This is a genomic window from Limnohabitans radicicola, assembly GCF_014837235.1.
GTDB classification, from domain to species: Bacteria; Pseudomonadota; Gammaproteobacteria; order Burkholderiales; family Burkholderiaceae_C; genus Limnohabitans_A; species Limnohabitans_A radicicola.
Genome location: NZ_JACYFT010000002.1, coordinates 633,795 through 654,221, shown reverse-complemented (window position 1 = coordinate 654,221; position 20,427 = coordinate 633,795). Strand labels below are relative to the sequence as shown.

Genomic DNA, 20,427 nt, shown 5'->3' with positions numbered 1-20,427 from the left:
GCGGGAGTGCTTGCGTTATCGGCACTATAGCCTCAATACCGAGAAATATTATGTCTATTGGATCCTATTTTTCATGCGTTGGTCAGGTCGTGGGGCTGTGCCATGCGTCACCCCAACCACCATGATTACACCCGTGTGCTCAAGCTGGCAGCGGGCGGTACGGTCAGTCCGCTGGACGCTTTACTTGCCAGCGTCTGAAACGGCCATCACAGCGGCAACACGCCTTCCGCCCCACCCCGCTGCAGCCACTGCGCAAACTCATCCGCCAGCTGCCGCGCCGCGCTGGCCGCCGCTGTCCACACCTTCACCCGTGCCTTCAGATCTTGCCCGTAGGTCATGAAGTCCTTGCGGTCGGGGAGCTTGCCATTGGGCAGGGTTTTGACCCATTCGGGGTTGGGGGCAAGGACGATGGTGTTGTCCAAAAACGTTGTTGCGCCGTGCCGCCACTTGAGGGCTTTGTCGAGCCAGCCGGGCACCACGTTTTGCTGGAAGTGCGGGTACAGCACGATGGAACGGTCCGGCCCTTTGACGGGCGCCGTCCAGTTCAGGTGCAGGTGGTAGTCGGTGATGCCGCCGTCCCAATACGCGCCAGCGGGTGCGCCGGGGATGTCGTGCACGGCTTTGAGCGCGAACGGGATCGAGCAGCTGGCCTGCAATGCAGGCATGAAATTGCCCTCGGTCAGTTCCACAGCACGGGTGCGAAAGTCCTGCGCATCAAAGGGCAAGTCAGCGCCCTGCGCTGAAAACACCACGCGCTCCAGCCAGCCGCCCAGCGCCCGGCGGCTGATGGCGTTGCTGAGGTAGGCCCCGGCATAGCCCAGCGGCGTAGCCACAGGGTGCTCACGGTGCAGGATGTGCTGCCCGCGTGAGGTCACGATGTGCAGGCGGTATCGCGGGTGGTTCAGCGCCTCTTGGACGCGACCGCCGTAAAAAGCCTGCAGACTTTGGCCAAAGGCCTCGCTGACCTGTTCGGCCGTGACGCGCTTTTGACCGGGCAGCGGTTCATAGTGTTGGTGGATGTAGTCGTGTTCCAAGCGCTCAAACGCCGCCACCGGGTCATTCAGGCAGGCGGTGGACATGCGCCATGCGCCAATGGATGCGCCCACCAGGTCCACAGCTTGCTGGCTTTGGGTCAGCCATTCGCCAAAGATGAAGCGGTCCAGTGGCCCCAGGATCAATCCTTTGGGGCCGCCCGCCGCCGCCGGGATCACCCCCACATGCTCGGGCCTGAGGCCATGCTCACGGATGTGGGCCAGTGCCTTGGGGCCTGCGTGGATGTGGAGGGCTTGCATGGCGTTTACTTTTTAAGTCCTTGCAGCTTGGCAAAGGCACTGGCCATGGCCGAACCTGTGCCCACCGGGGGCGATGTGTAGCCGCCGCCCCGATGCCGCTGGTCGCGCCCTGCCCCTTCGAAGCGATTGTCGCGTGGGCCCCTTCCGTCTTGTCCCTGGCGGGCGGGGGCAGCGTCGAGCTTCATGGTCAGGCTGATGCGTTTGCGGGCCACATCGACTTCGAGCACCTTGACCTTGACGATGTCACCGGTCTTGACCACCTCACGGGCGTCGCTCACAAACTTGTTGGCCAGCTGGCTCACATGGACCAAGCCGTCCTGGTGCACGCCCAGATCCACAAACGCGCCGAACTGGGCCACGTTGCTCACGGTGCCTTCGAGCGTCATGCCTTCTTTGAGGTCCTTGATGTCTTCCACGCCGTCGGTCAGGCGGGCCACCTTGAAGTCGGGGCGCGGGTCGCGGCCGGGTTTTTCCAGCTCGCCCAGAATGTCTTGGATGGTGATGGCGCCAAACTTGTCGTTCGCAAACAATTCGGGCTTGAGCGTTTTCAAAACGTCCGAACGGCCCATGATCTCCTGGATCGGCTTGCCCGTCTTGACGATGATCTGCTCGACCACGGGGTAGGTTTCGGGGTGAACGCCGGTCATGTCCAGGGGGTTGTCACCGCCACGGATGCGCAAAAAGCCCGCGCTTTGCTCGAAGGTCTTGGCCCCCAGGCCGGTGACCTTGAGCAGGTCCTGGCGCGACTTGAACACGCCATTGGCATCGCGCCAGCGCACCACGGCCTTGGCCACGCTGCCTGACAGGCCCGACACGCGGGACAGCAAGGGGACGCTGGCGGTGTTCAGGTCCACGCCCACCGAGTTCACGCAGTCTTCGACCACGGCGTCCAGTGTCCTGGCCAGCTCGCTCTGGTTCACGTCGTGCTGGTACTGGCCCACGCCGATGGATTTGGGGTCGATCTTGACCAGCTCGGCCAGCGGGTCTTGCAGGCGGCGGGCAATCGAAGCCGCACCGCGCAGGCTCACATCCACATCGGGCATTTCCTGCGAGGCGTATTCGCTGGCCGAGTAGACAGAAGCGCCCGCCTCGCTGACGACGACTTTCTGGATTTCCACCCCATCCCGAAGTCGGGCCAGTTGCTTGATCAGGTCGCCCGCGAGCTTGTCGGTTTCGCGGCTGGCGGTGCCGTTGCCAATCGCAATCAGGTTGACGTTGTGCTTTTCGCACAGCTTGGCCAGGGTGTAGAGCGAGCCTTCCCAGTCCTTGCGGGGCTCGTGCGGGTAGACGGTGGCGGTGTCGACCAGCTTGCCCGTGGCGTCCACCACGGCCACTTTCACGCCCGTGCGGATGCCCGGGTCCAGGCCCATGACCACGCGGAGGCCAGCGGGCGCAGCCAGCAGCAGGTCGCGCAGGTTGTCGCTGAAGACCTTGATGGCGACTTTTTCGGCCTCTTCGCGCAGGCGCGCAAACAGGTCGCGCTCGGTGGACAGGCTCAGCTTGACGCGCCAGGTCCAGGCCACGCATTTGCGGATCAGGTCGTCCGAGGGGCGGCCCGCATGGCTCCAGCCCAGGTGCAAGGCAATCTTGCCTTCGGCGATGCTGGGCTTGCCGGGTTCGGGCTCCACGGGCAAAACGAGCTTGGCGTCCAGCATTTCCAGCGCCCTGCCCCGGAACACCGCCAGCGCCCGGTGCGAGGGCACACGGCCAATCGGCTCGTCGTAGTCAAAGTAGTCGCGGAACTTGGCCACATCGGGGTTGTTTTCGTCCTTGCCATCGGCCAGCTTGCTTTTGAACAAGCCTTCATTCCACAGCCACTCGCGCAGCGCTTGCACCAGCGAGGCGTCTTCGGCCCAGCGCTCACTCAGCAAATCACGCACGCCGTCCAGCACGGCGGCGGTGGTGCTGAAGTCGGCACCTTCGATCGCACCTGCGGCCAGCACAAAGGCAGCGGCTTCTGCATGCGGGTCCAGCGCGGGATCGGCAAACAACTTGTCGGCCAGCGGCTCCAGCCCGGCTTCGCGGGCGATCATGCCCTTGGTGCGGCGCTTGGGTTTGTAGGGCAGGTAAATGTCTTCGAGTTCCTGCTTGGTGGGCGCGGCTTCGATGGCGGCCAGCAGTTCCGGCGTGAGCTTGCCTTGCTCCTGGATGCTCTTGATGACGGCAGCGCGGCGGTCTTCCAGCTCGCGCAAGTAGCCCAGGCGGTATTCGAGTTCGCGCAGCTGGATGTCGTCGAGCCCGCCGGTGACCTCCTTGCGGTAACGGGCAATGAAGGGGACGGTGGCACCGCCATCGAGCAGTTCCACAGCGGCTTTGACCTGGTCGGGTCGGATCTGGATTTCAATGGCCAACTGGGCCAGGATTTTGGACATGGAGGGGTACTTCTTTCTCGCAAGCGGGCGAGTTTGCCACAAGGCCGAGCCCTGACTGGGCCCCACAGCGCAGGCTGCGACGGACTTGAAACTGATAAAAGTGTGGCTTTTTCAAGATTAAATTGATAAAAGGCACATTCTTAGACGTTAAAACTGTAAAATAACCATAAATAAACAGTTTTGACAATAAAAGTAGTTTTGGGGGTGTCGATGAAATCAGTGCAACGCCATCGCCATGTGGCATGGATCGTGTTCTCCGCGGCCTTGGCCATGTTGGCCGGCTGCCAGACCTTGCCTGGTAATTTGCCCGCGCACGAATACGAGCCTTTCAAACCCCTGCCTGCTGAAAAACGCCTCATGAATGAGGTGCGTATCCGCTGGGAGGTGCGTGAGGACGTGGCCCAAGTCTGTGCCAAAGCCATCCAGATGGGCAAGGAACAAGCCTACATCACCCCACCTGTGGCTTGCGCCGTTTGGGATGTGCCCAAGCAGGAATGCACCGTGATCACCGGCCCCAAGCCCACCCATGTGGCCTTGGGGCATGAAGTCCGGCACTGCTTTGAGGGCCGGTTCCACCGCTGATCGCCGTCAGGCCTTGGCCTCGCGCAAGGCCTTGCGCAAACCTTCACCCACTTCCGGGCGCGCCGCAAAAGGGTCAGGCGGGTTGATGCCCTGAACAATCGCTTCCATGCGGCTTTGCACATTGCCCAGTGCCTGCGGGTGGCTGTAAATGTAGAACTGGTCGCTGGCGACCGCATCAAACACTTTTTGCGCCACATCGGCGGCCGACACTTTGCCGCTGCCCACCGCTTTGTCGCTTTGTGCCTGGCCGATCAACTGGCTGGCGGTCGGCTTGTCAGCGGCGAGCTCCGCAGGGCGGTTGCGGTGGCTCTGGCTGATGCCTGTGGGCACAAAATAAGGGCACAAGACGCTGGCGCTGATCTGGTCAGACACCAGGTGCAGGTCCTGGTAGAGCGTTTCGGTCAGTGACACCACCGCGTGTTTGCTCACGTTGTAGATGCCCATGTTGGGCGGCGTCAGCAGGCCTGCCATGCTGGCGGTGTTGACGATGTGGCCCTGGTAAGCCGGGTCGGCCTTGGCGGCTTCGAGCATCATGGGGGTGAACAGGCGCACGCCGTGCACCACGCCCCAAAGGTTCACGCCCAGCACCCATTCCCAGTCGGCGACCGAGTTTTCCCAAACCAAGCCCCCTGCCCCCACCCCCGCGTTGTTGAACACGAAATGGGGTGCGCCAAATCGGGCTTTCACGTCTGCGGCCAGTTGTTCCATGGCCTGGGCGTTGGACACGTCGACCTTGCGGGCCAGCACTTGCGCGCCTTGGGCACTCATCTCGGCAGCGGCTTTGTCGAGGGCGTCTTGCTGCACATCGACCAGCACCAGGTTCATGCCCAGCTTGGCGCCGATGCGGGCACACTCCAACCCGAAGCCTGAACCTGCACCGGTCAGTACGGCGGTTTTGCCTTGGAAGTTTTCAATCATGCTGTGACCTTTTTCAAAGTGAATCCCATGCGTGGGAAGTGAACATGCACCGTGCCCGCACGTTCATCGGTGCGGCGCAAGGTGTAGCGGGTGCGGGTGGCGGCAACCAGCTCGCCCTCGGTGGGCTCCAGCCCGAAGTTGTCGGCCGCGATCACCACTTGGCTGCCCAAAGCGATGCCATGTTCGTCCTGGAAAACCTCGTCCTGCGCAGCCACAGGCGTAGCGCTGCGGGCCAGTGCCAGGGCTTCTTCGGCACGGCATGGGCTGGACGCGCCGTGGCCAATGGCTTTCATGCGCGCCATCCAGGCCTTGACGTCGGGAGTGGCGTCCAGAATGCCCGCCAGTGCGGGTGTGCGCTCTTGTGTGAACCACAGCGGGTGATACGCGGCAAAGTCGGCCACACAGGGCTGCGCGCCGAACAAAAAGTCCTGCCCGTGCAGCATGTTGGCCAGGCGACGCAGGTAGCTTTTGTAGGTGGCGGCCGCGTCGGTGGACGACATGCGGGCGGCCCCGCCACGCATGGCAGCACGGTCAGCCACAAAGGCCTGCACGCCTTCGGCAGGCGCACCCGCAAAGACTTGCGCCACGCCCGCAGGCTGGAAGTTCCAGGCCATGGCCGCGGTGAACAAGGCACTGTCGGCCCACTGCGCCACGATCCGTGCCGCGCCTTTGAAGGCATCCGGGTACAGCGTGGGCGTGGGCGCGATCTGCTCCAGCACGTCGCAGATCAAGGCCGTGTCGCAGTAGATGTCGGCGCCGATCTGCAGCACAGGCGTTTTGCGGTAACCGCCCGTGAGCGCGGTCAGGTCGGGCTTGGGCATGATCATCGGGATGAACACGCTCTTCCAGGCCAGTTGCTTGTGGCCCAGGATCAGCCGGACCTTTTCGGCAAACGGCGAATTCGGGTAGTGGTGCAGGATCAGATCGGCCATGCGCGTGGCCTCAGATCAGCTTGACCAGCTGCTTGCCGAAGTTCTTGCCTTTGAGCAAACCCAGGAAGGCCTCGGGCGCGGCGGCCAAACCCTGGGCCACAGTTTCGCGGGGGCGCAACTTACCGGTGCCAACCAGGGTGCCGAGTTCTTGCAGGGCCTCGGGCCAGACTTCCATGTGCTCGCTGACGATGAAGCCCTCGACCTTCATTCGGTTGACCAGGATGAGTGCGGGGTTGCTCATGGGCAGGGGCGCACCGTCGTAGCCGGCGATCATGCCGCACACGGCAATTCGGGCAAAGGCGTTGGTGCGCAGCATGACCGCGTCGAGCACCATGCCGCCCACGTTTTCAAAGTGGCCGTCAATGCCGTTCGGGCAGGCTTCGCGCAGGGCTTTGGACAGGCTCAGGTAGTCCTTGTGCTCCTTGTAGTCAATGCAGGCATCAAAGCCCAGCTCGTTGACGACGTAATCGCACTTGTCCTTGCCGCCCGCGATGCCCACCACGCGGCAGCCACGGGCCTTGGCCAATGCGCCGTAGGCACTGCCCACGGCACCACTGGCGGCGCTCACGGTCACGGTTTCGCCCGCTTTGGGGTTGATGATCTTCACCAGGCCATACCAGGCGGTCACGCCGGGCATGCCGACAGCACCCAGGTAATGCGACAGCGGCACATGGGTGGTGTCCACCTTGCGCAGCGCGCCGATCACGTTGGCATCGACCACGCTGTATTCCTGCCAGCCGCCCATGCCCACCACCTGGTCTCCGGCTTTGAACTTGGGGTGGCGGCTGTCCACCACCTCGCCCACGGTGCCACCGATCATGACTTCACCCAGCGGCTGGGGCACAGCGTAGCTCTTGCTTTCGTTCATGCGACCGCGCATGTAAGGGTCCAGGCTCATGTAGTGGTGGCGCACCAGGACCTGCCCGTCTTGCAGAGCTGGAATGGTGGTCTCGATGAGTTTGAAGTTGGCTGCGGTGGCCTCACCCTGAGGGCGGTTGTCGAGAACGATTTGGTGGTTGATGGTCATTGGTAAGTCTCCGGTTGTGTGATGTGAATGGATTGGGAAGGGTCAATCGGTGGACGGGCTGGGGGTGTCGCGTCGCACCACGTATTTGAAGGTGCCTGTGGCTGTGGCACACAGCTGGCCTTCGGTGTCATAGATGCGGCCTTCGGTGAAGGCCATGCTGCGCGTGCGGTGCTGCAGATGGCCTTTGCCCACCAGCTTCTGCCCTGCTGGGACTTTGGCCGGGCGCATGAAGGTGGTCTTCATTTCGATGGTGACCACACCCATCTGCGGGTCCACACTGCGCGCCGCCGTGGCCATGATCACGTCCAGAAAGGTCATGACCGCACCGCCGTGGGTGACATCAAACGAATTGAGGTGTTCGGGTCGTGGCGCGAAATGCAGCTCGGATTCCCCGCCCTCGAATTTCTCCAACGAGAAACCCAGGTGCTGAACAAACGGGATGTGCGCGCCAAAAGGAATGCTCATGTCCAGACTCAAGACAGACTCAACCGCCGATGATGGCGCTCACGCCACCATCGACCGCCATCCACTGGCCCGTGATGTGTTTGCCCGCGTCTGAAGCGTAGAGCAGGGTCAGGCCCTTGAGGTCTTCGTCATCGCCCAGGCGGCGCAACGGTGCACCCTGGGCCATCTTGTCGGCACCGAGCTTTTCCAGCAGGCCATAGGTCATCTTGCTCGGGAAAAAGCCCGGGCAGATGGCGTTGACCGTGATGCCATGCTCGCCCCACTCGCCTGCCAGCGCACGGGTGAAGTTGATGACCGCGCCTTTGGAGGTGTTGTAGGCGATGGTCTTCATCTCAGAAGGGTTGCCCGCGAGGCCTGCGATGGAGGCCACGTTCAGGATGCGGCCCTTACCACGGGGAATGAAGCTGCGTTTGGCCACTTCCTGCGACAAAATGAAATAGCCGCGCACGTTCAGGTTCATCACCTTGTCCCAGGCTTCGACCGGGTGGTCTTCGGCCGGAGCGCCCCAGGTGGCGCCTGCGTTGTTGACCAGGATGTCGATCGGGCCCATGCGCTCGATGGTTTCTGCCGCCAGGCGGCGGATGTCTTCTTCCTTGGCACAGTCGGCGGCGATCCAGCGCGCATCGATGCCTGCGGCCTGCAACTCGGCGGCGGCTTCTTCGAGGTCAGCGGCCTTGCGCGAGCTGAGCATGATCTTGGCACCGGCTTCGCCCAGGGCGTGGGCCATTTGCAGGCCCAGGCCGCGCGAGCCGCCAGTGACCAGGGCCACTTGCCCTGTCAAGTCAAAAAGTTGTTGGATGGTGCGTGCCATGGGGTGATTCCTTTACTTCATCAAATGCTTGGCCAGCGCCATGTAGGCGGGCAGCGAGGTGGGGTCGTTGAACGGGTTGTTGGGCATGGGATGCGATGCATAACGGGCGATCACCATCTCGGCCTTGGGGTCGATGTAAATGGCCTGGCCGTGGATACCACGGGCCGAGTAAGCCCCGTGCTCGTTGTTCGACACCCACCACATGTTGCGGTAGGACCAGCCGGGCAAGGTGGGGTAGTTCGCCTGCGGGAAGGCGCTCTTGTCGCCGCCCTTGGCAATGTCCTGCACCACAGCCGCGGGGACGATCTGCTGGCCGTTGAAGCGGCCCTGGTTGCGCATCATCTCGCCAAAGCGGGCCATGTCGCGCAATCCCGCATTCAGCCCCCCACCCGCAAACTCGTTGCCCACGCTGTCGACGGTGAAATAGGCATCCTGTTCGGAGCCCATGCGTGCCCAAATGCGTTCAGACAGGAGTTGACCAATGGACTGACCAGTCACGCGCCGAATCACCCAGCCCAAAGCGTCCGAATTGACGGTCTTGTAAGCAAACGATCCACCGTGCTCGCCCTCTTTTTTCACAGTTTGCAGAAACTCATAGAAAGTCTGTGGGCCCTGATAACCGGGTGGGCGTGGCAACACCCCGCCTGCACGGGTGTGTGCCCAGATTTCAGCCGTCGGGTCGAGGTAGTTTTCGCTGTACTTCAAGCCCGTGCGCATGTCCAGGACTTGGCGGATCGTGGCATCGCCGAATGCACTGTCCTTGAGTTCTGGCACATATTTGGCCACCGTGGCGTTCTCATCGAGCTTGCCCTCGGCCACCAGCATGGCCCCCAAGGTCCCAAAGAACGATTTGGTCACCGACATCGAAATGTGTTGACCTTCAGGGCGCAGCGCGCCTGCGTAACGTTCATACACGATGCGGCCTTTGTGCAGAACGACGATGCCATCGGTGTAGTTCGCGTTGAAGGCTTCACCCCAGGTCATGGGCGTGTTTTTGCCCAAAGGGACAAAGCTGACCGCGTCCAGGTCATCGCGCAAGGCGCGGGGCAGTGCCACGGGGGCGCCCGTGCCACGCGGCACCTGGGTGGTCGGAACCAATTGACGGAAGTTTGAAAAACTCCAGCGGGTCTGCGGAAACTTGTAACCCGAACCATCGACAAAGCGGATCACTTTGTCGGCAGGCGGTGGCGAACCCAACATCCATCCGAGTTTGACGGGGTCGGTTTGCTCGGCGGTGGGCAGTGCGGGGGTCGGGGACTGTGCAATGGCTGGCCCCATGGTGGCGGCCAACAGCATGCCCATGGCCCATGGCAGATGTTTGGTTTTCAAAGTCTTCATCGCTTGTCTCCTGTGGTGTTTTGGGGATCTGCCCGCCCTGCGGGTCAGAAAGCGTCTTCGGGCAGGTCGGCACAAGTCGGGTCGCGGCTTTTGACCACGTTCAGCCAGGCGCCGATCTTGGGCAGTTCGTAGCGGTAGAAATAGCGGCAAGCGGCGCGGCGGCCTTGCGCTGCTGGGGTGTCGTCTTGCCCCAGGCTCGCTGCGACGTCGAGCCAGATCCAGGCGATGACGGTGTGGCCAAAGGCTTGCAGGTAAGGCACAGCGTTGGCCAGGGCCTGTGCGGGCTCGGCGCCTGCCCAGGCTTGTTGTGTGGCTTGGCCAATTTGTTTGAGCGCGTCACGCAAGGCGGCGGCTTCGGGTGCCCAGGCTGATTCGGCCTTGGCGGCCGTGGCCAGCATGCGCTCGGCCAGCAATTGCAGGCCCCGGCCGTTTTCCATCAGCACCTTGCGGCCCAGCAGGTCCATGGCCTGGATGCCGTGGGTGCCCTCGTGGATCATGTTCAGGCGGTTGTCGCGCCAGTACTGTTCCACCGGAAAGTCGCGGGTGTAGCCATAGCCGCCATGGATCTGGATGGCCAGGCTGTTGGCTTCCAAGCACCACTCGCTCGGAAAGCTCTTGACGATGGGCGTGAGCACTTCGAGCAGCAGTCGCGCCACATCGGCGTCTTGCGCAGTGCCCGTGTGCTGTTCGTCCACCAGGCGGGCGCAGTACAAGGCCAGGGCCAAGGCACCTTCGCTGTAAGCCTTTTGGGCCAGCAGCATGCGCTTGATGTCGGCGTGCTCGATGATGCGCACCTGCGGGCGGCTGGCGTCCTTGCCCCCTGCCCCGCTGGGTCGGCCCTGCGGGCGGTTTTTGGCGTAGTCGAGGCTGGCGTAATACCCGGCCATGCCCAACATGGTGGCGGCCATGCCCACACCGATGCGGGCCTCGTTCATCATGTGGAACATGCACTTGAGGCCTTCGCCGGGTTGACCCACCAAATAGCCCACGGCGCCGCTTCCGGCGCCGTCCAAACCCCCACCTGCCTCACCACGGACCGGGTACTTGCCTTCGCCAAAGTTCAGCAGCGTGTTGGTCGTGCCGCGCCAGCCGCATTTGTGGTTCAGGCCCGCCAGCGCCACGTCGTTGCGTTCGCCCGTGAGTTGTCCATCGGTGCCCACCAGCTTTTTGGGCACGATGAAGAGCGAAATGCCTTTGACACCCGGCACCAACTGGCCATTCGCGTCTGGAATCTTGGCCAGCACCAGGTGGATGATGTTCTCGGACAGCTCGTGCTCGCCCGACGAGATCCACATCTTGTTGCCCTTGAGGCGGTAGCGTGCGCCGAGTGGGTCGGCTTCGAAGTCGGCGCCATCGGGTGTGGCGCGGGTCATCACGTCGCTCAGCGACGAGCCCGCTTGAGGCTCGGACAGGCACATGGTGCCCGAAAAGCGGCCGCTGAATTCGTTCAGGGCAAAGACTTTTTTCTGCAACTCGGTGCCATGCACCATCAGCAAGTTGGCGTTGCCGCTGGTGAGCATGCCCGAGCCGATGCTGACCGAGGCCATGGCAAAAAAGGCGTTGGCAGCGGCCTCGACCGTGTAAGGCAGCTGCATGCCGCCGATCTCATAGTCTTGCGCGGCGCTGAGCATGCCCGACTCGGCATAGGCTTTGTAGGCCTCGTGTGTGGCTTGGGGCAGCGTGACTTTTTCGCCGTCAAAGTGTGGCTCTTGTGTATCCACCAGACGGTTGAACGGCGCGTACTTCTCGCGGGCGATGCGCTCACAGGTGTCCAGCACGGCATCAAAGGTTTCGCGCGAATGGTCAGCAAAGCGCTCACGGGACTGCAGGCTTTCCACCTTCAGCCAGTCGTGGAGCAAGAAATCAACGGTGGGGCGCAAGCTCATGTCAGTTCGTCTCTTCCAAATGAAAAAGGGCAAGTGGCATCATGCCCCCTGCCCCTTTGCGGATCAGCCATCCAGGTGACAGCCGATGCCGTTCACGCTCACAGCACCTCGAAAATGCCGCAAGCGCCCATGCCGCCGCCAATGCACATGGTCACCGCCACACGCTTGGCGCCACGGCGCTTGCCTTCGATCAGGGCGTGGCCCGTCAGGCGCTGGCCCGACACACCGTAGGGGTGGCCCACGGCGATCGCGCCGCCGTTGACGTTCAAACGATCGGCCGGGATGCCCAGCTTGTCGCGGCAGTACAGCACCTGCACAGCGAACGCTTCGTTGAGTTCCCACAGGTCGATGTCGTTCACCGTCAGGCCCAGACGCGCCAGCGCTTTGGGCACGGCGTACACGGGGCCAATGCCCATTTCGTCAGGCTCGCAACCGGCCACAGCAAAACCGAGGAATCGGCCCAGGGGCTTCAAGCCGCGCTGTTCGGCCAGCTTTTCGTCCATCAGCACGCAAGCGCCAGCGCCGTCCGAGAACTGGCTGGCGTTGCCGGCCGAAACCAAGCCACCGGGCAAGGCCGAGCGCAAGCCGCTGATGGCTTCCACCGTCGTGCCTTCGCGCAAGCCTTCGTCCACGCTCACGGTCACTTGCTTGTGCGTCAGGCCCATGACCTTGTCGACCACGCCTTGTGTGACGGTGATGGGGGCGATTTCGTCGTTGAACAGACCCGCAGCTTGGGCCGCACAGGCTTTTTGCTGGCTGGCTGCGCCGTACTCGTCCATGCGGTCACGGCCGATTTTGTAGCGTTTGGCCACTTGCTCGGCGGTTTGCAGCATGTTCCAGTAGATTTCGGGCTTTTGCTTGGCCAGCGCCAGGTCCTGCAGCATGTGGGTGTTCATTTCCTGCTGCACGCAGGAGATGCTTTCGACGCCACCAGCCACATAGACCTGGCCTTCGCCCGCGATGATGCGCTGCGCGGCCAGGGCAATGGTTTGCAGTCCCGAAGAGCAAAAACGGTTCACGGTCATGCCGGACACCGAGATGGGCAGACCGGCCTTGAGTGCGATCTGGCGCGCGATGTTGGCGCCCGTGGCACCTTCGGGCGTGGCGCAGCCCATGATCACGTCTTCGACTTCAGCGGCATCGATGCCGGCGCGGGCCACGGCGTGCTGAACGGCATGGCCGCCCAAGGTGGCGCCGTGGGTCATGTTGAAAGCGCCCTTCCAGCTCTTCGCCAGTGGGGTGCGTGCGGTAGAGACGATGACAGCGTTGGTCATGATGGTCCTTTCAAGTGGGAGACAGAGCTGAAGATCTGTCTCCCCAAAATTTAAAAATCAGTTGAACGTTTTGCCGTCGGCCACCAGGCGGGCCAGCAAAGGTGCAGGCTGCCAGAAGTTGGCGTCGTCGTGGGGGTTCTTGGCAAAGCGCTTCATGCTTTCTGCCACATTGAACAGGCCTACGGTGTCTGCGTACAGCATGGGGCCGCCGCGCCAGAACGGGAAACCGTAACCGGTGATGTAGACCATGTCGATGTCGCTGGCTTTGCTGGCGATGCCTTCTTCCAAGATGTGGCAGGCTTCGTTGACCAGCGCATACACCAGGCGCTGCACGATTTCGTCATCGGAAATTTTGCGGGGCGTGATGCCTTGTGCGGCACGGTGTTTCTCGATCATCTCGACCACCACGGGGCTCGGGATTGCATCGCGCTTGCCGGCTTGGTAGTCGTACCAGCCAGCGCCAGTCTTCTGGCCGTAACGGCCCATTTCGCACAGCAGATCAGCGGTCTTGCTGTACTTCATGTTCGGCTTTTCCTGGTAGCGGCGCTTGCGGATCGCCCAACCGATGTCATTGCCAGCCAGGTCGCCCATGCGGAACGGGCCCATGGCAAAGCCAAACTTTTCAACGGCTTTGTCCACCTGTGCGGGTGTGCAGCCCTCTTCGATCAGGAAGCCCGCTTGGCGGCTGTATTGCTCGATCATGCGGTTGCCGATGAAGCCGTCGCACACGCCAGAGACCACGGCGGTCTTCTTGATCTTCTTGCCAATGGCCATCACAGTGGCCAGCACGTCCTTGGCGGTTTTCTCGCCACGCACGACTTCGAGCAGCTTCATCACGTTGGCGGGGCTGAAAAAGTGCATGCCGACCACGTCTTGTGGACGGGCTGTGAACGAAGCAATTTTGTTCACATCGAGCGTCGAGGTGTTGGACGCCAGGATGGCACCAGGCTTCATGACCTTGTCCAACTGCTTGAACACGGCCTCCTTGACGCCCATTTCTTCGAACACGGCTTCGATCACCAGGTCAGCCTGACCGATGTCGTCGTAGCTCAGCGTGGTGGACAACAGCGCCATGCGCTCGTCGTACTTCTCTTGCTTGAGCTTGCCCTTTTTGACCTGGGCTTCGTAGTTCTTGCGGATGGTGGCGATGCCACGGTCCAGCGCTTCCTGCTTCATCTCCAGGATCTTGACCGGGATGCCCGCATTGAGGAAGTTCATCGAGATGCCACCACCCATGGTGCCAGCACCGATCACGGCCACCGACTTGATCTCGCGCTTGGGGGTGTCTTCCGGCACATCGGGGATCTTGCTGGCCGCACGGTCGGCCACAAAGATGTGGCGCAGCGAACGGCACTCTGGCGTCCACATCAGGTTGATGAAGATGTCACGCTCGAAGACCATGCCGTCGTCGAACTTCTTCTTGGTGGCTGCTTCCACAGCGTCCACGCACTTGAGCGGGGCGGGCAAGTTTTTGGCCATGCCCTTGACCATGTTGCGGGCAAAGCCAAAGTAAGCGTCACCCAGAGGGTGTTTGCAAGGCAGGTTGCGCACCAGGGGCAGAGGGCTGCCATCGGCGTGCTGCGCAGCCACTTTGCGGGCCATGGCCAGCGCTTCTTCGGGCAGCGATTCGGCCGACTTGGCCATCGCATCAAACAGTTTCTGGCCGGGCAGCATGGCGAGCATCTCGCTCTTGATGGGCTCGCCGCTGACGATCATGTTCAGGGCGGCTTCAACGCCGATCACCCGGGGCAGACGCTGTGTGCCGCCCGCGCCGGGGATCAAGCCCAGCTTGACTTCGGGCAGAGCGATGTTGGTGCCTGGTGCGGCAATGCGGTAATGGCAGCCCAGGGCCAGTTCCAGGCCGCCGCCCATGGCGACCGAGTGGATGGCGGCCACAATGGGCTTGTCGGAGTTCTCGCAGGCACGAATCACCGACAGCAAATTGGGCTCTTGCAGCGCTTTGGGTGAGCCGAATTCCTTGATGTCTGCACCGCCCGAGAAGGCCTTGCCGCCGCCGGTCAACACGATGGCCTTGACGGCCGGATCGGCGTTGGCTTGGGTCAAACCGTTGGTGATGCCCTGGCGTGTGGCCAGGCCCAGACCGTTGACGGGTGGGTTCATCAGGGTGATGACCGCGACGTCGCCGTGGACTTTGTATTCAGCTGTCATGCTGCAGTTCCTTGGGGTGAAGAATTAGAAAAAAGAACGACCGTTCGTTTTTACCACAAGCCGCGGGCGGCGCAAGGGCAATAACGTGAGGGAAGTCCCTGAGGTGACGGGGAATCAGACTTCCAGCCACTCCTTGCGGATGTAGGTGTTTTCGCGCAGCTCGGCGGGTGTGCCCTCGAACACGATGCTGCCGTGGCCCATGACCAGGGCACGGTCAGAGATGTTCATGGCAATCGTCAGCTTTTGCTCAATGAGCAGGACCGAAATGCCCCGATTTTTGAGTTCCTTGAGGTACTGGCCTACCAACTCCACAATTTTGGGTGCGAGGCCCTCGGTCGGCTCGTCGATGATGATGAGGTCGGGGTCACCCATCAGGGTGCGGCACAGGGTCAGCATCTGCTGCTCGCCACCCGAGAGCACACCAGCTTCGGTGTGCTCTCGTTCCTTGAGGCGGGGGAACATGGTGTACATGTCGTCAAACGTCCAGCGCGCATTTTTGGCACCGCCTTTTTGACCCAATTGCAGGTTCTGATGCACCGTGAGCTTGGGGAAAATGTCCCGGTTCTCAGGCACATACCCCAGCCCCAAGTGCGCCACTTCGTAGGCTTTTTTGCCCTGGATGGTCTGACCATTCCAGTCGATGGTGCCTTGGCAGTCGACCAGTCCCATGATGGCCTTGGCCGTGGTGGAGCGGCCCGAGCCGTTGCGCCCGAGCAAGGCGACGATTTCACCCTGCCCCACTTCGAAGTTCACGCCATGCAACACATGGCTCTTGCCGTAATAGGCGTGGAGGTTTTCTATTTTGAGCATCTCAGTGCCCTCCCGCTTGACTGTCTGCGACCGATGAGCCCAGGTAGGCCTCTTGTACTTTGGCGTTCGCCCTGACCGCTTCTGGCGTATCAAAGGCAATGACTTCACCATAAACGACGACGGCGATCTTGTCGGCCAGGCCGAAGACCACGCCCATGTCGTGCTCCACCGTGAGCAGCGTCTTGCCCACAGTGACCTCCTTGATGAGGTGGATGAAACGCGAGGTCTCGCTTTTGCTCATGCCCGCGGTGGGCTCATCGAGCAAGATGACGTCGGAGCCGCCTGCAATGGTGATGCCGATTTCCAGTGCACGCTGCTCGGCGTAGGTCAGGTTCATGGCCAGGGTGTCGCGCTTCTTTTCGAGGCGGATCATTTCCATGAGTTGCTCGGCCCGTTCGTTTGCATCCTTGAGGCCTGAGAGGAACTTCAGGAAGGTGTACTTGTAACCCATGCTCCAGAGCAAGGCGCAGCGCAAGTTCTCGAATACGCTGAGTTTGGGGAAGATGTTGGTGATCTGGAAGCTGCGCGACAGCCCCATGCGGTTGATCTCGTAGGGCTTCTTGTGGTCAATGCGTTGACCATTGAGCAATATCTCGCCACGGGTCGGACCAAAGCGGCCGCTGATCAGGTTGAACAGCGTGGATTTGCCCGCACCGTTCGGGCCGATCACGGCCACGCGCTCACCGGGCTGGACGGCCAGGTTCACGCCGCGGATGATTTCGGTCTTGCCAAAGTTCTTGCGAAGGTCTTTGAGTTCAAGGGCGTAGGTACTCATACTGCGGTCTCCCGGCGCTTGATTTCTTTTTCAATCTCGGTCTGAATCTCGCCCCATTCGAGCGAATACTGGCGGCGGGCCAGCTCGAACAGGCCCAGGCCCGTGAGCATGACGAAAGCGGCACCGAACCAGCTGTCCAGGCTCTTGGCATTGAGCATCACGCCCATGAACTTGACGCTGTCACCCAGCGCAGAGTTCAGCTGCAGGTGGTAGACCATTTCGATCATGGCGCCAGCACCAGCGAGCATCACGATGGCCGTGACGCCCAAGCCCAGGTAACTGGTCCAAATCTGGCGCAGCTTGCCGAACTTGGCCACGCGCAGGTTCATCATGATCAGGCTGGCAATGCCGCCGGGGGCATACATGACCATGAACAGGAACACCAGCCCGAGGTACAGCAGCCAGGCCTTGGTCAGCTCCGACAGCAGCACAAAGGCAATGATCATCAGGATGGCCCCCAGGATGGGCCCGAAGAAAAAGGTCGCCCCACCTAAAAAGGTGAACAGCAGGTACGCGCCCGACCGGCCTGCCCCGACCACTTCGGCGGTGACAATCTCGAAATTGAGTGCGCCCAGACCACCGGCAATGCCGGCAAAAAAGCCCGCAATGATGAAGGCGAAATAACGCACGCGTTGTGTGTTGTAGCCAATGAACTCGACACGCTCGGGGTTGTCGCGCACCGCATTGAGCATGCGGCCCAGAGGCGTCTGGGTGAAGGCGTACATCAGGGCCACGCACACGAAGGTGTAGATGGCGATCAGGTAGTAGATCTGCACTTGGGGGCCAAAAGTGATGCCCATGAAGGGCTGCCCGGCCACACGGTTGCCCGACACGCCGGCTTCACCGCCGAAGAACTCGGAGAACATCAGTGACATGGCAAACACCAGCTCGGCCACGCCCATGGTGATCATGGCGAACGGCGTGCCCGACTTGCGTGTGGTCACGTAGCCGAGCAGCACGGCAAAGCCCATGCCAGCCACGCCGCCCACCAAGGGCAGCAGACTCACCGGGATGCCCAGTTGCCCTGCACTCACGGCGTTGAGCGCGTGCATGGCCATGTAGGAGCCCAGACCCGTGTACACCGCATGCCCGAAGCTGAGCATGCCGCCCTGCCCCAGCAGCATGTTGTAAGACAGGCAGGCGATGATGGCGATGCCCATCTGCGCCAGCATGGTGGTCGACAGGTTGCTGGTGAACACCAGCGGTGCACAGACCAGCACGAGGGCAAACAGGCTCCAGATGACCCATCGGCCGACGTTGTAGGGTTTGAATTTGTAAACAGCTGACATGGCTCAACCCTCCCGTGTACCCAAAAGACCCTTGGGCCGGAAGATCAGAATCAACACCAGGAACAGGTACGGCAGGATGGGCGCGACCTGTGACACGGTGAGTTTGGCGAAAGTGTTCTCTTGCGTGGCGGCAGACAGGGCCCAGCCCATGTCTTTGGCCAAAGCCAGGAACGAATAGTCGATGGCGACAGCAAAGGTCTGGATGACGCCAATCAGCACCGAAGCGAGGAAGGCACCCGAGAGCGAGCCCATGCCGCCGACCACCACCACCACGAAAATGACGGAGCCGACGGTGGCGGCCATGGCCGGTTCGGTCACAAAGGTGCTGCCACCAATGACCCCCGCCAGACCGGCCAGACCTGTACCAGCGCCAAACACCAGCATGAAAACCCGTGGCACGTTGTGGCCCAGGGACTCCACCATTTCGGGGTGCGTGAGGGCAGCTTGGATGACCAGACCGATGCGGGTGCGCGTAAGCAGCAGCCACAATGACAGCAGCATCAGCAAGGCAATCAGCATCATGAAGGCGCGTGTGGCCGGGAACGGTGTGCACACCACGCGGATGGCGGCATCGGCTGCGCTGCACAGTTCGGCCGGCGCGGCACCCCAGACCAGGCGCATGCCTTCGACCGAGTGGTTGATGAGGGTGAAAGCCGAGCCACGCAGCAGTTCAGGGGGCACAAACTCGACAGCCGTGCGGCCCCAGATGAGCTGGACCAGCTCCAACACCACGTAGGACAAACCAAAAGTCACCAGCAATTCAGGCACATGTCCATAAGGATGGACCTTGCGCAAGCTGATGCGCTCAAACAAGGCACCGCAGGCCCCCACCAGCAAGGGGGAGATGACCAGCGCGGGCCAGAAGCCGATCACCTGGTTCAAGGTGAAGCCGAAGTAGGCACCGATCATGTAGAAGCTGGCGTGCGCAAAGTTGAGCACACCCATCATGCTGAAGATCAGCGTCAGACCCGAGCTGAGCATGAAGAGCAACAGCCCGTAACTGAGGCCATTGAGCATGGAGATGATAAAAAACTCCATAAAGACAAACTTTCCAGGCCAGACAACGGCCTAACTTCGTTACCGAAAGCAGGTTGAGTCCATCAACCCCTCAATTGCAGGGATCAACCGGCAAAGAAAAGGGCCCGACAACGTGCAGGGTCATCGGGCCCACAAGCCTAACGATCAGACGGGCTCAGCCTGGGCGCTTCATCTGGCAGCTGGTTGGCGTGCTGGACACATAAGAAGGGAACTCCTTCACAGGTGCCAGGGTCATGCCGGTGTTTTCCGGGCTGTAGGGGTACTTCTTGTCGGCTTTTTGCCAGACGGTCATGTACAGGGGCTGTTGCAACTGGTGGTCGGTCTTGCGCATTTCCACCTCGCCGTTGTAATTCTTGTAGCTCAGACCTTCCAGCGCCGCAGCGACCTTGACCGGGTCGGTCGATTTGGCTTTGGCCATCGCCTCGCTCAAGCCATTGAAAATGGTGACAACGGAGCCCGTGTAGAAATCGTCATTGAACTTGGTTTTGAACTCGGCCATCCATTTGGCCATGTCACCACCCATGTTGTAGTGGTTGTAGGCGATCTGGTAGACGCGCCCCGCACCACCTTGCCCCAAGGCTGTGGGGGTGCCCGTCACGCCGGTGTAGTAGGTGTAGAACTTGCCGGTGTAGCCGGCTTCGTTGGCCGCCTTCACCAGCAGGGCCAAGTCAGAGCCCCAGTTGCCGGTGATGACCGTATCGGCACCCGAAGCCTTGATCTTGGCGATGTAAGGCGAGAAGTCACGCACTTGGGCCAGAGGGTGCAGGTCTTCGCCGACGATCTGGACATCAGGACGCTTGCGGGCCAGATTTTCCTTGGCGTATTTGGCCACTTGTTGGCCATGCGAGTAGTTCTGGTTGAACAGATAGACCTTCTTGATGTCTTTGTCGTCCTTCATGAAGGTGGTCATGGCTTCGATCTTCATCGATGTGTCGGCGTCGAAGCGGAAGTGCCAGTAGCTGCACTTGCTGTTGGTGAAATCAGGATCCACAGCCGCGTAGTTCAGGAAGATGATTTCCTTGCCGGGATTGCGCTCGTTGTGTTTGTTGATGGCTTCAATGAGTGCGCCAGCGACGGATGAACCGTTGCCTTGTGCGATGTAACGCACACCTTGGTCCATGGCAGCTTTGAGTGCGTTGAGGCTTTCTGCTGGGCTGAGCTTGTTGTCAAAAGAAACGATTTCAAATTTGACACCAGCGGGGTTTTTTGCACCACTGAATTTTTCAGCAAAAAACTGGAAGCTTTTGAGTTGATTGGTCCCCACGGGAGCCATCAGTCCCGACAGCGGGTCAATGTGAGCGATTTTGACGGTCTCGCCTTTTTGGGCAAAGGCGCCAGTGGCGCATGCGGCCAAAGCGGCCACGGCGATCATGCGAAATGCGGTTTTCATTCAAAGTCTCCTGCTAAGTGTTTCTCAACGCGTTCAGCGTACCTTGTTTGCGCTGGAAC

17 protein-coding genes are annotated in these 20,427 nt (G+C 61.3%); 1 reads left to right on the top strand and 16 read right to left on the bottom strand.

Translation table 11 applies throughout. The features are described from left to right. Nucleotides 1-206: 206 nt before the first annotated feature. Both IC609_RS10855 and IC609_RS10850 read right to left on the bottom strand, forming a co-directional pair. Nucleotides 207-1,292 carry a patatin-like phospholipase domain-containing protein gene (locus IC609_RS10855; protein WP_191819507.1) on the bottom strand — a complete coding sequence of 362 codons (1,086 nt, stop codon included), beginning with the start codon at nucleotides 1,290-1,292 and terminating at the stop codon, nucleotides 207-209. A gap of 5 nt (nucleotides 1,293-1,297) precedes the next feature. Next, on the bottom strand, nucleotides 1,298-3,664 hold the full coding sequence (locus tag IC609_RS10850) for a Tex family protein (RefSeq protein ID WP_191819506.1): 2,367 nt from the start codon (nucleotides 3,662-3,664) through the stop codon (nucleotides 1,298-1,300). Nucleotides 3,665-3,874: 210 nt separating this feature from the next. Between IC609_RS10850 and IC609_RS10845 the strand changes: the two genes are divergently transcribed. Then, nucleotides 3,875-4,246 (top strand): hypothetical protein, encoded by a 372-nt coding sequence (locus IC609_RS10845; protein ID WP_225224119.1) that lies wholly within the window; start codon nucleotides 3,875-3,877, stop codon nucleotides 4,244-4,246. A gap of 6 nt (nucleotides 4,247-4,252) precedes the next feature. On the opposite strand, the gene IC609_RS10840 is transcribed toward IC609_RS10845, so the two are convergent. From IC609_RS10840 to IC609_RS10775, 14 genes are all read right to left on the bottom strand, one after another. Beyond that, nucleotides 4,253-5,164, bottom strand: a complete 912-nt coding sequence (locus IC609_RS10840; protein WP_191819505.1) for an SDR family oxidoreductase — start codon at nucleotides 5,162-5,164, stop codon at nucleotides 4,253-4,255. Continuing rightward, nucleotides 5,161-6,096, bottom strand: coding sequence for a glutathione S-transferase family protein (locus IC609_RS10835; RefSeq protein WP_191819504.1), 936 nt, complete (start codon nucleotides 6,094-6,096; stop codon nucleotides 5,161-5,163). The genes IC609_RS10840 and IC609_RS10835 overlap by 4 nt, the downstream gene beginning before the upstream one ends. A gap of 10 nt (nucleotides 6,097-6,106) precedes the next feature. Beyond that, nucleotides 6,107-7,123: an NADP-dependent oxidoreductase gene (locus tag IC609_RS10830; RefSeq protein ID WP_191819503.1), complete on the bottom strand. Its 1,017-nt coding sequence runs from the start codon at nucleotides 7,121-7,123 to the stop codon at nucleotides 6,107-6,109. Between the two features lie 42 nt (nucleotides 7,124-7,165). Beyond that, a complete protein-coding gene (locus IC609_RS10825; protein WP_191819502.1) occupies nucleotides 7,166-7,588 on the bottom strand; it encodes a PaaI family thioesterase in 423 nt (140 codons plus the stop codon). A 19-nt stretch (nucleotides 7,589-7,607) separates the two neighbouring features. Further along, nucleotides 7,608-8,399 (bottom strand): SDR family oxidoreductase, encoded by a 792-nt coding sequence (locus IC609_RS10820; protein ID WP_191819501.1) that lies wholly within the window; start codon nucleotides 8,397-8,399, stop codon nucleotides 7,608-7,610. Between the two features lie 12 nt (nucleotides 8,400-8,411). Next, the gene (locus tag IC609_RS10815; RefSeq protein WP_191819500.1) at nucleotides 8,412-9,737 is read right to left on the bottom strand and encodes a serine hydrolase domain-containing protein; all 1,326 of its coding nucleotides are present in this window, start codon (nucleotides 9,735-9,737) and stop codon (nucleotides 8,412-8,414) included. Between the two features lie 44 nt (nucleotides 9,738-9,781). Then, nucleotides 9,782-11,623 carry an acyl-CoA dehydrogenase gene (locus IC609_RS10810; protein ID WP_191819499.1) on the bottom strand — a complete coding sequence of 614 codons (1,842 nt, stop codon included), beginning with the start codon at nucleotides 11,621-11,623 and terminating at the stop codon, nucleotides 9,782-9,784. 98 nt (nucleotides 11,624-11,721) lie between these two features. Then, nucleotides 11,722-12,897, bottom strand: a complete 1,176-nt coding sequence (locus IC609_RS10805) for an acetyl-CoA C-acyltransferase (protein ID WP_191819498.1) — start codon at nucleotides 12,895-12,897, stop codon at nucleotides 11,722-11,724. Nucleotides 12,898-12,954: 57 nt separating this feature from the next. Beyond that, complete coding sequence (locus IC609_RS10800; protein WP_191819497.1) at nucleotides 12,955-15,066, bottom strand: 3-hydroxyacyl-CoA dehydrogenase NAD-binding domain-containing protein; 2,112 nt, start codon at nucleotides 15,064-15,066, stop codon at nucleotides 12,955-12,957. 114 nt (nucleotides 15,067-15,180) lie between these two features. Then, nucleotides 15,181-15,876, bottom strand: a complete 696-nt coding sequence (locus tag IC609_RS10795) for an ABC transporter ATP-binding protein (RefSeq protein ID WP_191819496.1) — start codon at nucleotides 15,874-15,876, stop codon at nucleotides 15,181-15,183. Nucleotide 15,877: 1 nt separating this feature from the next. Beyond that, nucleotides 15,878-16,651 carry an ABC transporter ATP-binding protein gene (locus IC609_RS10790; RefSeq protein ID WP_191819495.1) on the bottom strand — a complete coding sequence of 258 codons (774 nt, stop codon included), beginning with the start codon at nucleotides 16,649-16,651 and terminating at the stop codon, nucleotides 15,878-15,880. Then, nucleotides 16,648-17,940: a branched-chain amino acid ABC transporter permease gene (locus IC609_RS10785; protein WP_191819494.1), complete on the bottom strand. Its 1,293-nt coding sequence runs from the start codon at nucleotides 17,938-17,940 to the stop codon at nucleotides 16,648-16,650. The genes IC609_RS10790 and IC609_RS10785 overlap by 4 nt, the downstream gene beginning before the upstream one ends. Before the next feature lie 3 nt (nucleotides 17,941-17,943). Continuing rightward, nucleotides 17,944-18,978 (bottom strand): branched-chain amino acid ABC transporter permease, encoded by a 1,035-nt coding sequence (locus tag IC609_RS10780; RefSeq protein ID WP_191819493.1) that lies wholly within the window; start codon nucleotides 18,976-18,978, stop codon nucleotides 17,944-17,946. A gap of 154 nt (nucleotides 18,979-19,132) precedes the next feature. Next, complete coding sequence (locus IC609_RS10775; protein WP_191819492.1) at nucleotides 19,133-20,368, bottom strand: branched-chain amino acid ABC transporter substrate-binding protein; 1,236 nt, start codon at nucleotides 20,366-20,368, stop codon at nucleotides 19,133-19,135. Nucleotides 20,369-20,427 lie beyond the last annotated feature (59 nt).

What these genes read in the sequence shown, in the direction of transcription:
- IC609_RS10855 (WP_191819507.1), bottom strand. Translation starts at nt 1,292, where the DNA reads ATGCAAGCCCTCCACATCCACGCAGGCCCCAAGGCACTGGCCCACATC.
- IC609_RS10850 (WP_191819506.1), bottom strand. Translation starts at nt 3,664, where the DNA reads ATGTCCAAAATCCTGGCCCAGTTGGCCATTGAAATCCAGATCCGACCC.
- IC609_RS10845 (WP_225224119.1), top strand. Translation starts at nt 3,875, where the DNA reads ATGAAATCAGTGCAACGCCATCGCCATGTGGCATGGATCGTGTTCTCC.
- IC609_RS10840 (WP_191819505.1), bottom strand. Translation starts at nt 5,164, where the DNA reads ATGATTGAAAACTTCCAAGGCAAAACCGCCGTACTGACCGGTGCAGGT.
- IC609_RS10835 (WP_191819504.1), bottom strand. Translation starts at nt 6,096, where the DNA reads ATGGCCGATCTGATCCTGCACCACTACCCGAATTCGCCGTTTGCCGAA.
- IC609_RS10830 (WP_191819503.1), bottom strand. Translation starts at nt 7,123, where the DNA reads ATGACCATCAACCACCAAATCGTTCTCGACAACCGCCCTCAGGGTGAG.
- IC609_RS10825 (WP_191819502.1), bottom strand. Translation starts at nt 7,588, where the DNA reads ATGAGCATTCCTTTTGGCGCGCACATCCCGTTTGTTCAGCACCTGGGT.
- IC609_RS10820 (WP_191819501.1), bottom strand. Translation starts at nt 8,399, where the DNA reads ATGGCACGCACCATCCAACAACTTTTTGACTTGACAGGGCAAGTGGCC.
- IC609_RS10815 (WP_191819500.1), bottom strand. Translation starts at nt 9,737, where the DNA reads ATGAAGACTTTGAAAACCAAACATCTGCCATGGGCCATGGGCATGCTG.
- IC609_RS10810 (WP_191819499.1), bottom strand. Translation starts at nt 11,623, where the DNA reads ATGAGCTTGCGCCCCACCGTTGATTTCTTGCTCCACGACTGGCTGAAG.
- IC609_RS10805 (WP_191819498.1), bottom strand. Translation starts at nt 12,897, where the DNA reads ATGACCAACGCTGTCATCGTCTCTACCGCACGCACCCCACTGGCGAAG.
- IC609_RS10800 (WP_191819497.1), bottom strand. Translation starts at nt 15,066, where the DNA reads ATGACAGCTGAATACAAAGTCCACGGCGACGTCGCGGTCATCACCCTG.
- IC609_RS10795 (WP_191819496.1), bottom strand. Translation starts at nt 15,876, where the DNA reads ATGCTCAAAATAGAAAACCTCCACGCCTATTACGGCAAGAGCCATGTG.
- IC609_RS10790 (WP_191819495.1), bottom strand. Translation starts at nt 16,651, where the DNA reads ATGAGTACCTACGCCCTTGAACTCAAAGACCTTCGCAAGAACTTTGGC.
- IC609_RS10785 (WP_191819494.1), bottom strand. Translation starts at nt 17,940, where the DNA reads ATGTCAGCTGTTTACAAATTCAAACCCTACAACGTCGGCCGATGGGTC.
- IC609_RS10780 (WP_191819493.1), bottom strand. Translation starts at nt 18,978, where the DNA reads ATGGAGTTTTTTATCATCTCCATGCTCAATGGCCTCAGTTACGGGCTG.
- IC609_RS10775 (WP_191819492.1), bottom strand. Translation starts at nt 20,368, where the DNA reads ATGAAAACCGCATTTCGCATGATCGCCGTGGCCGCTTTGGCCGCATGC.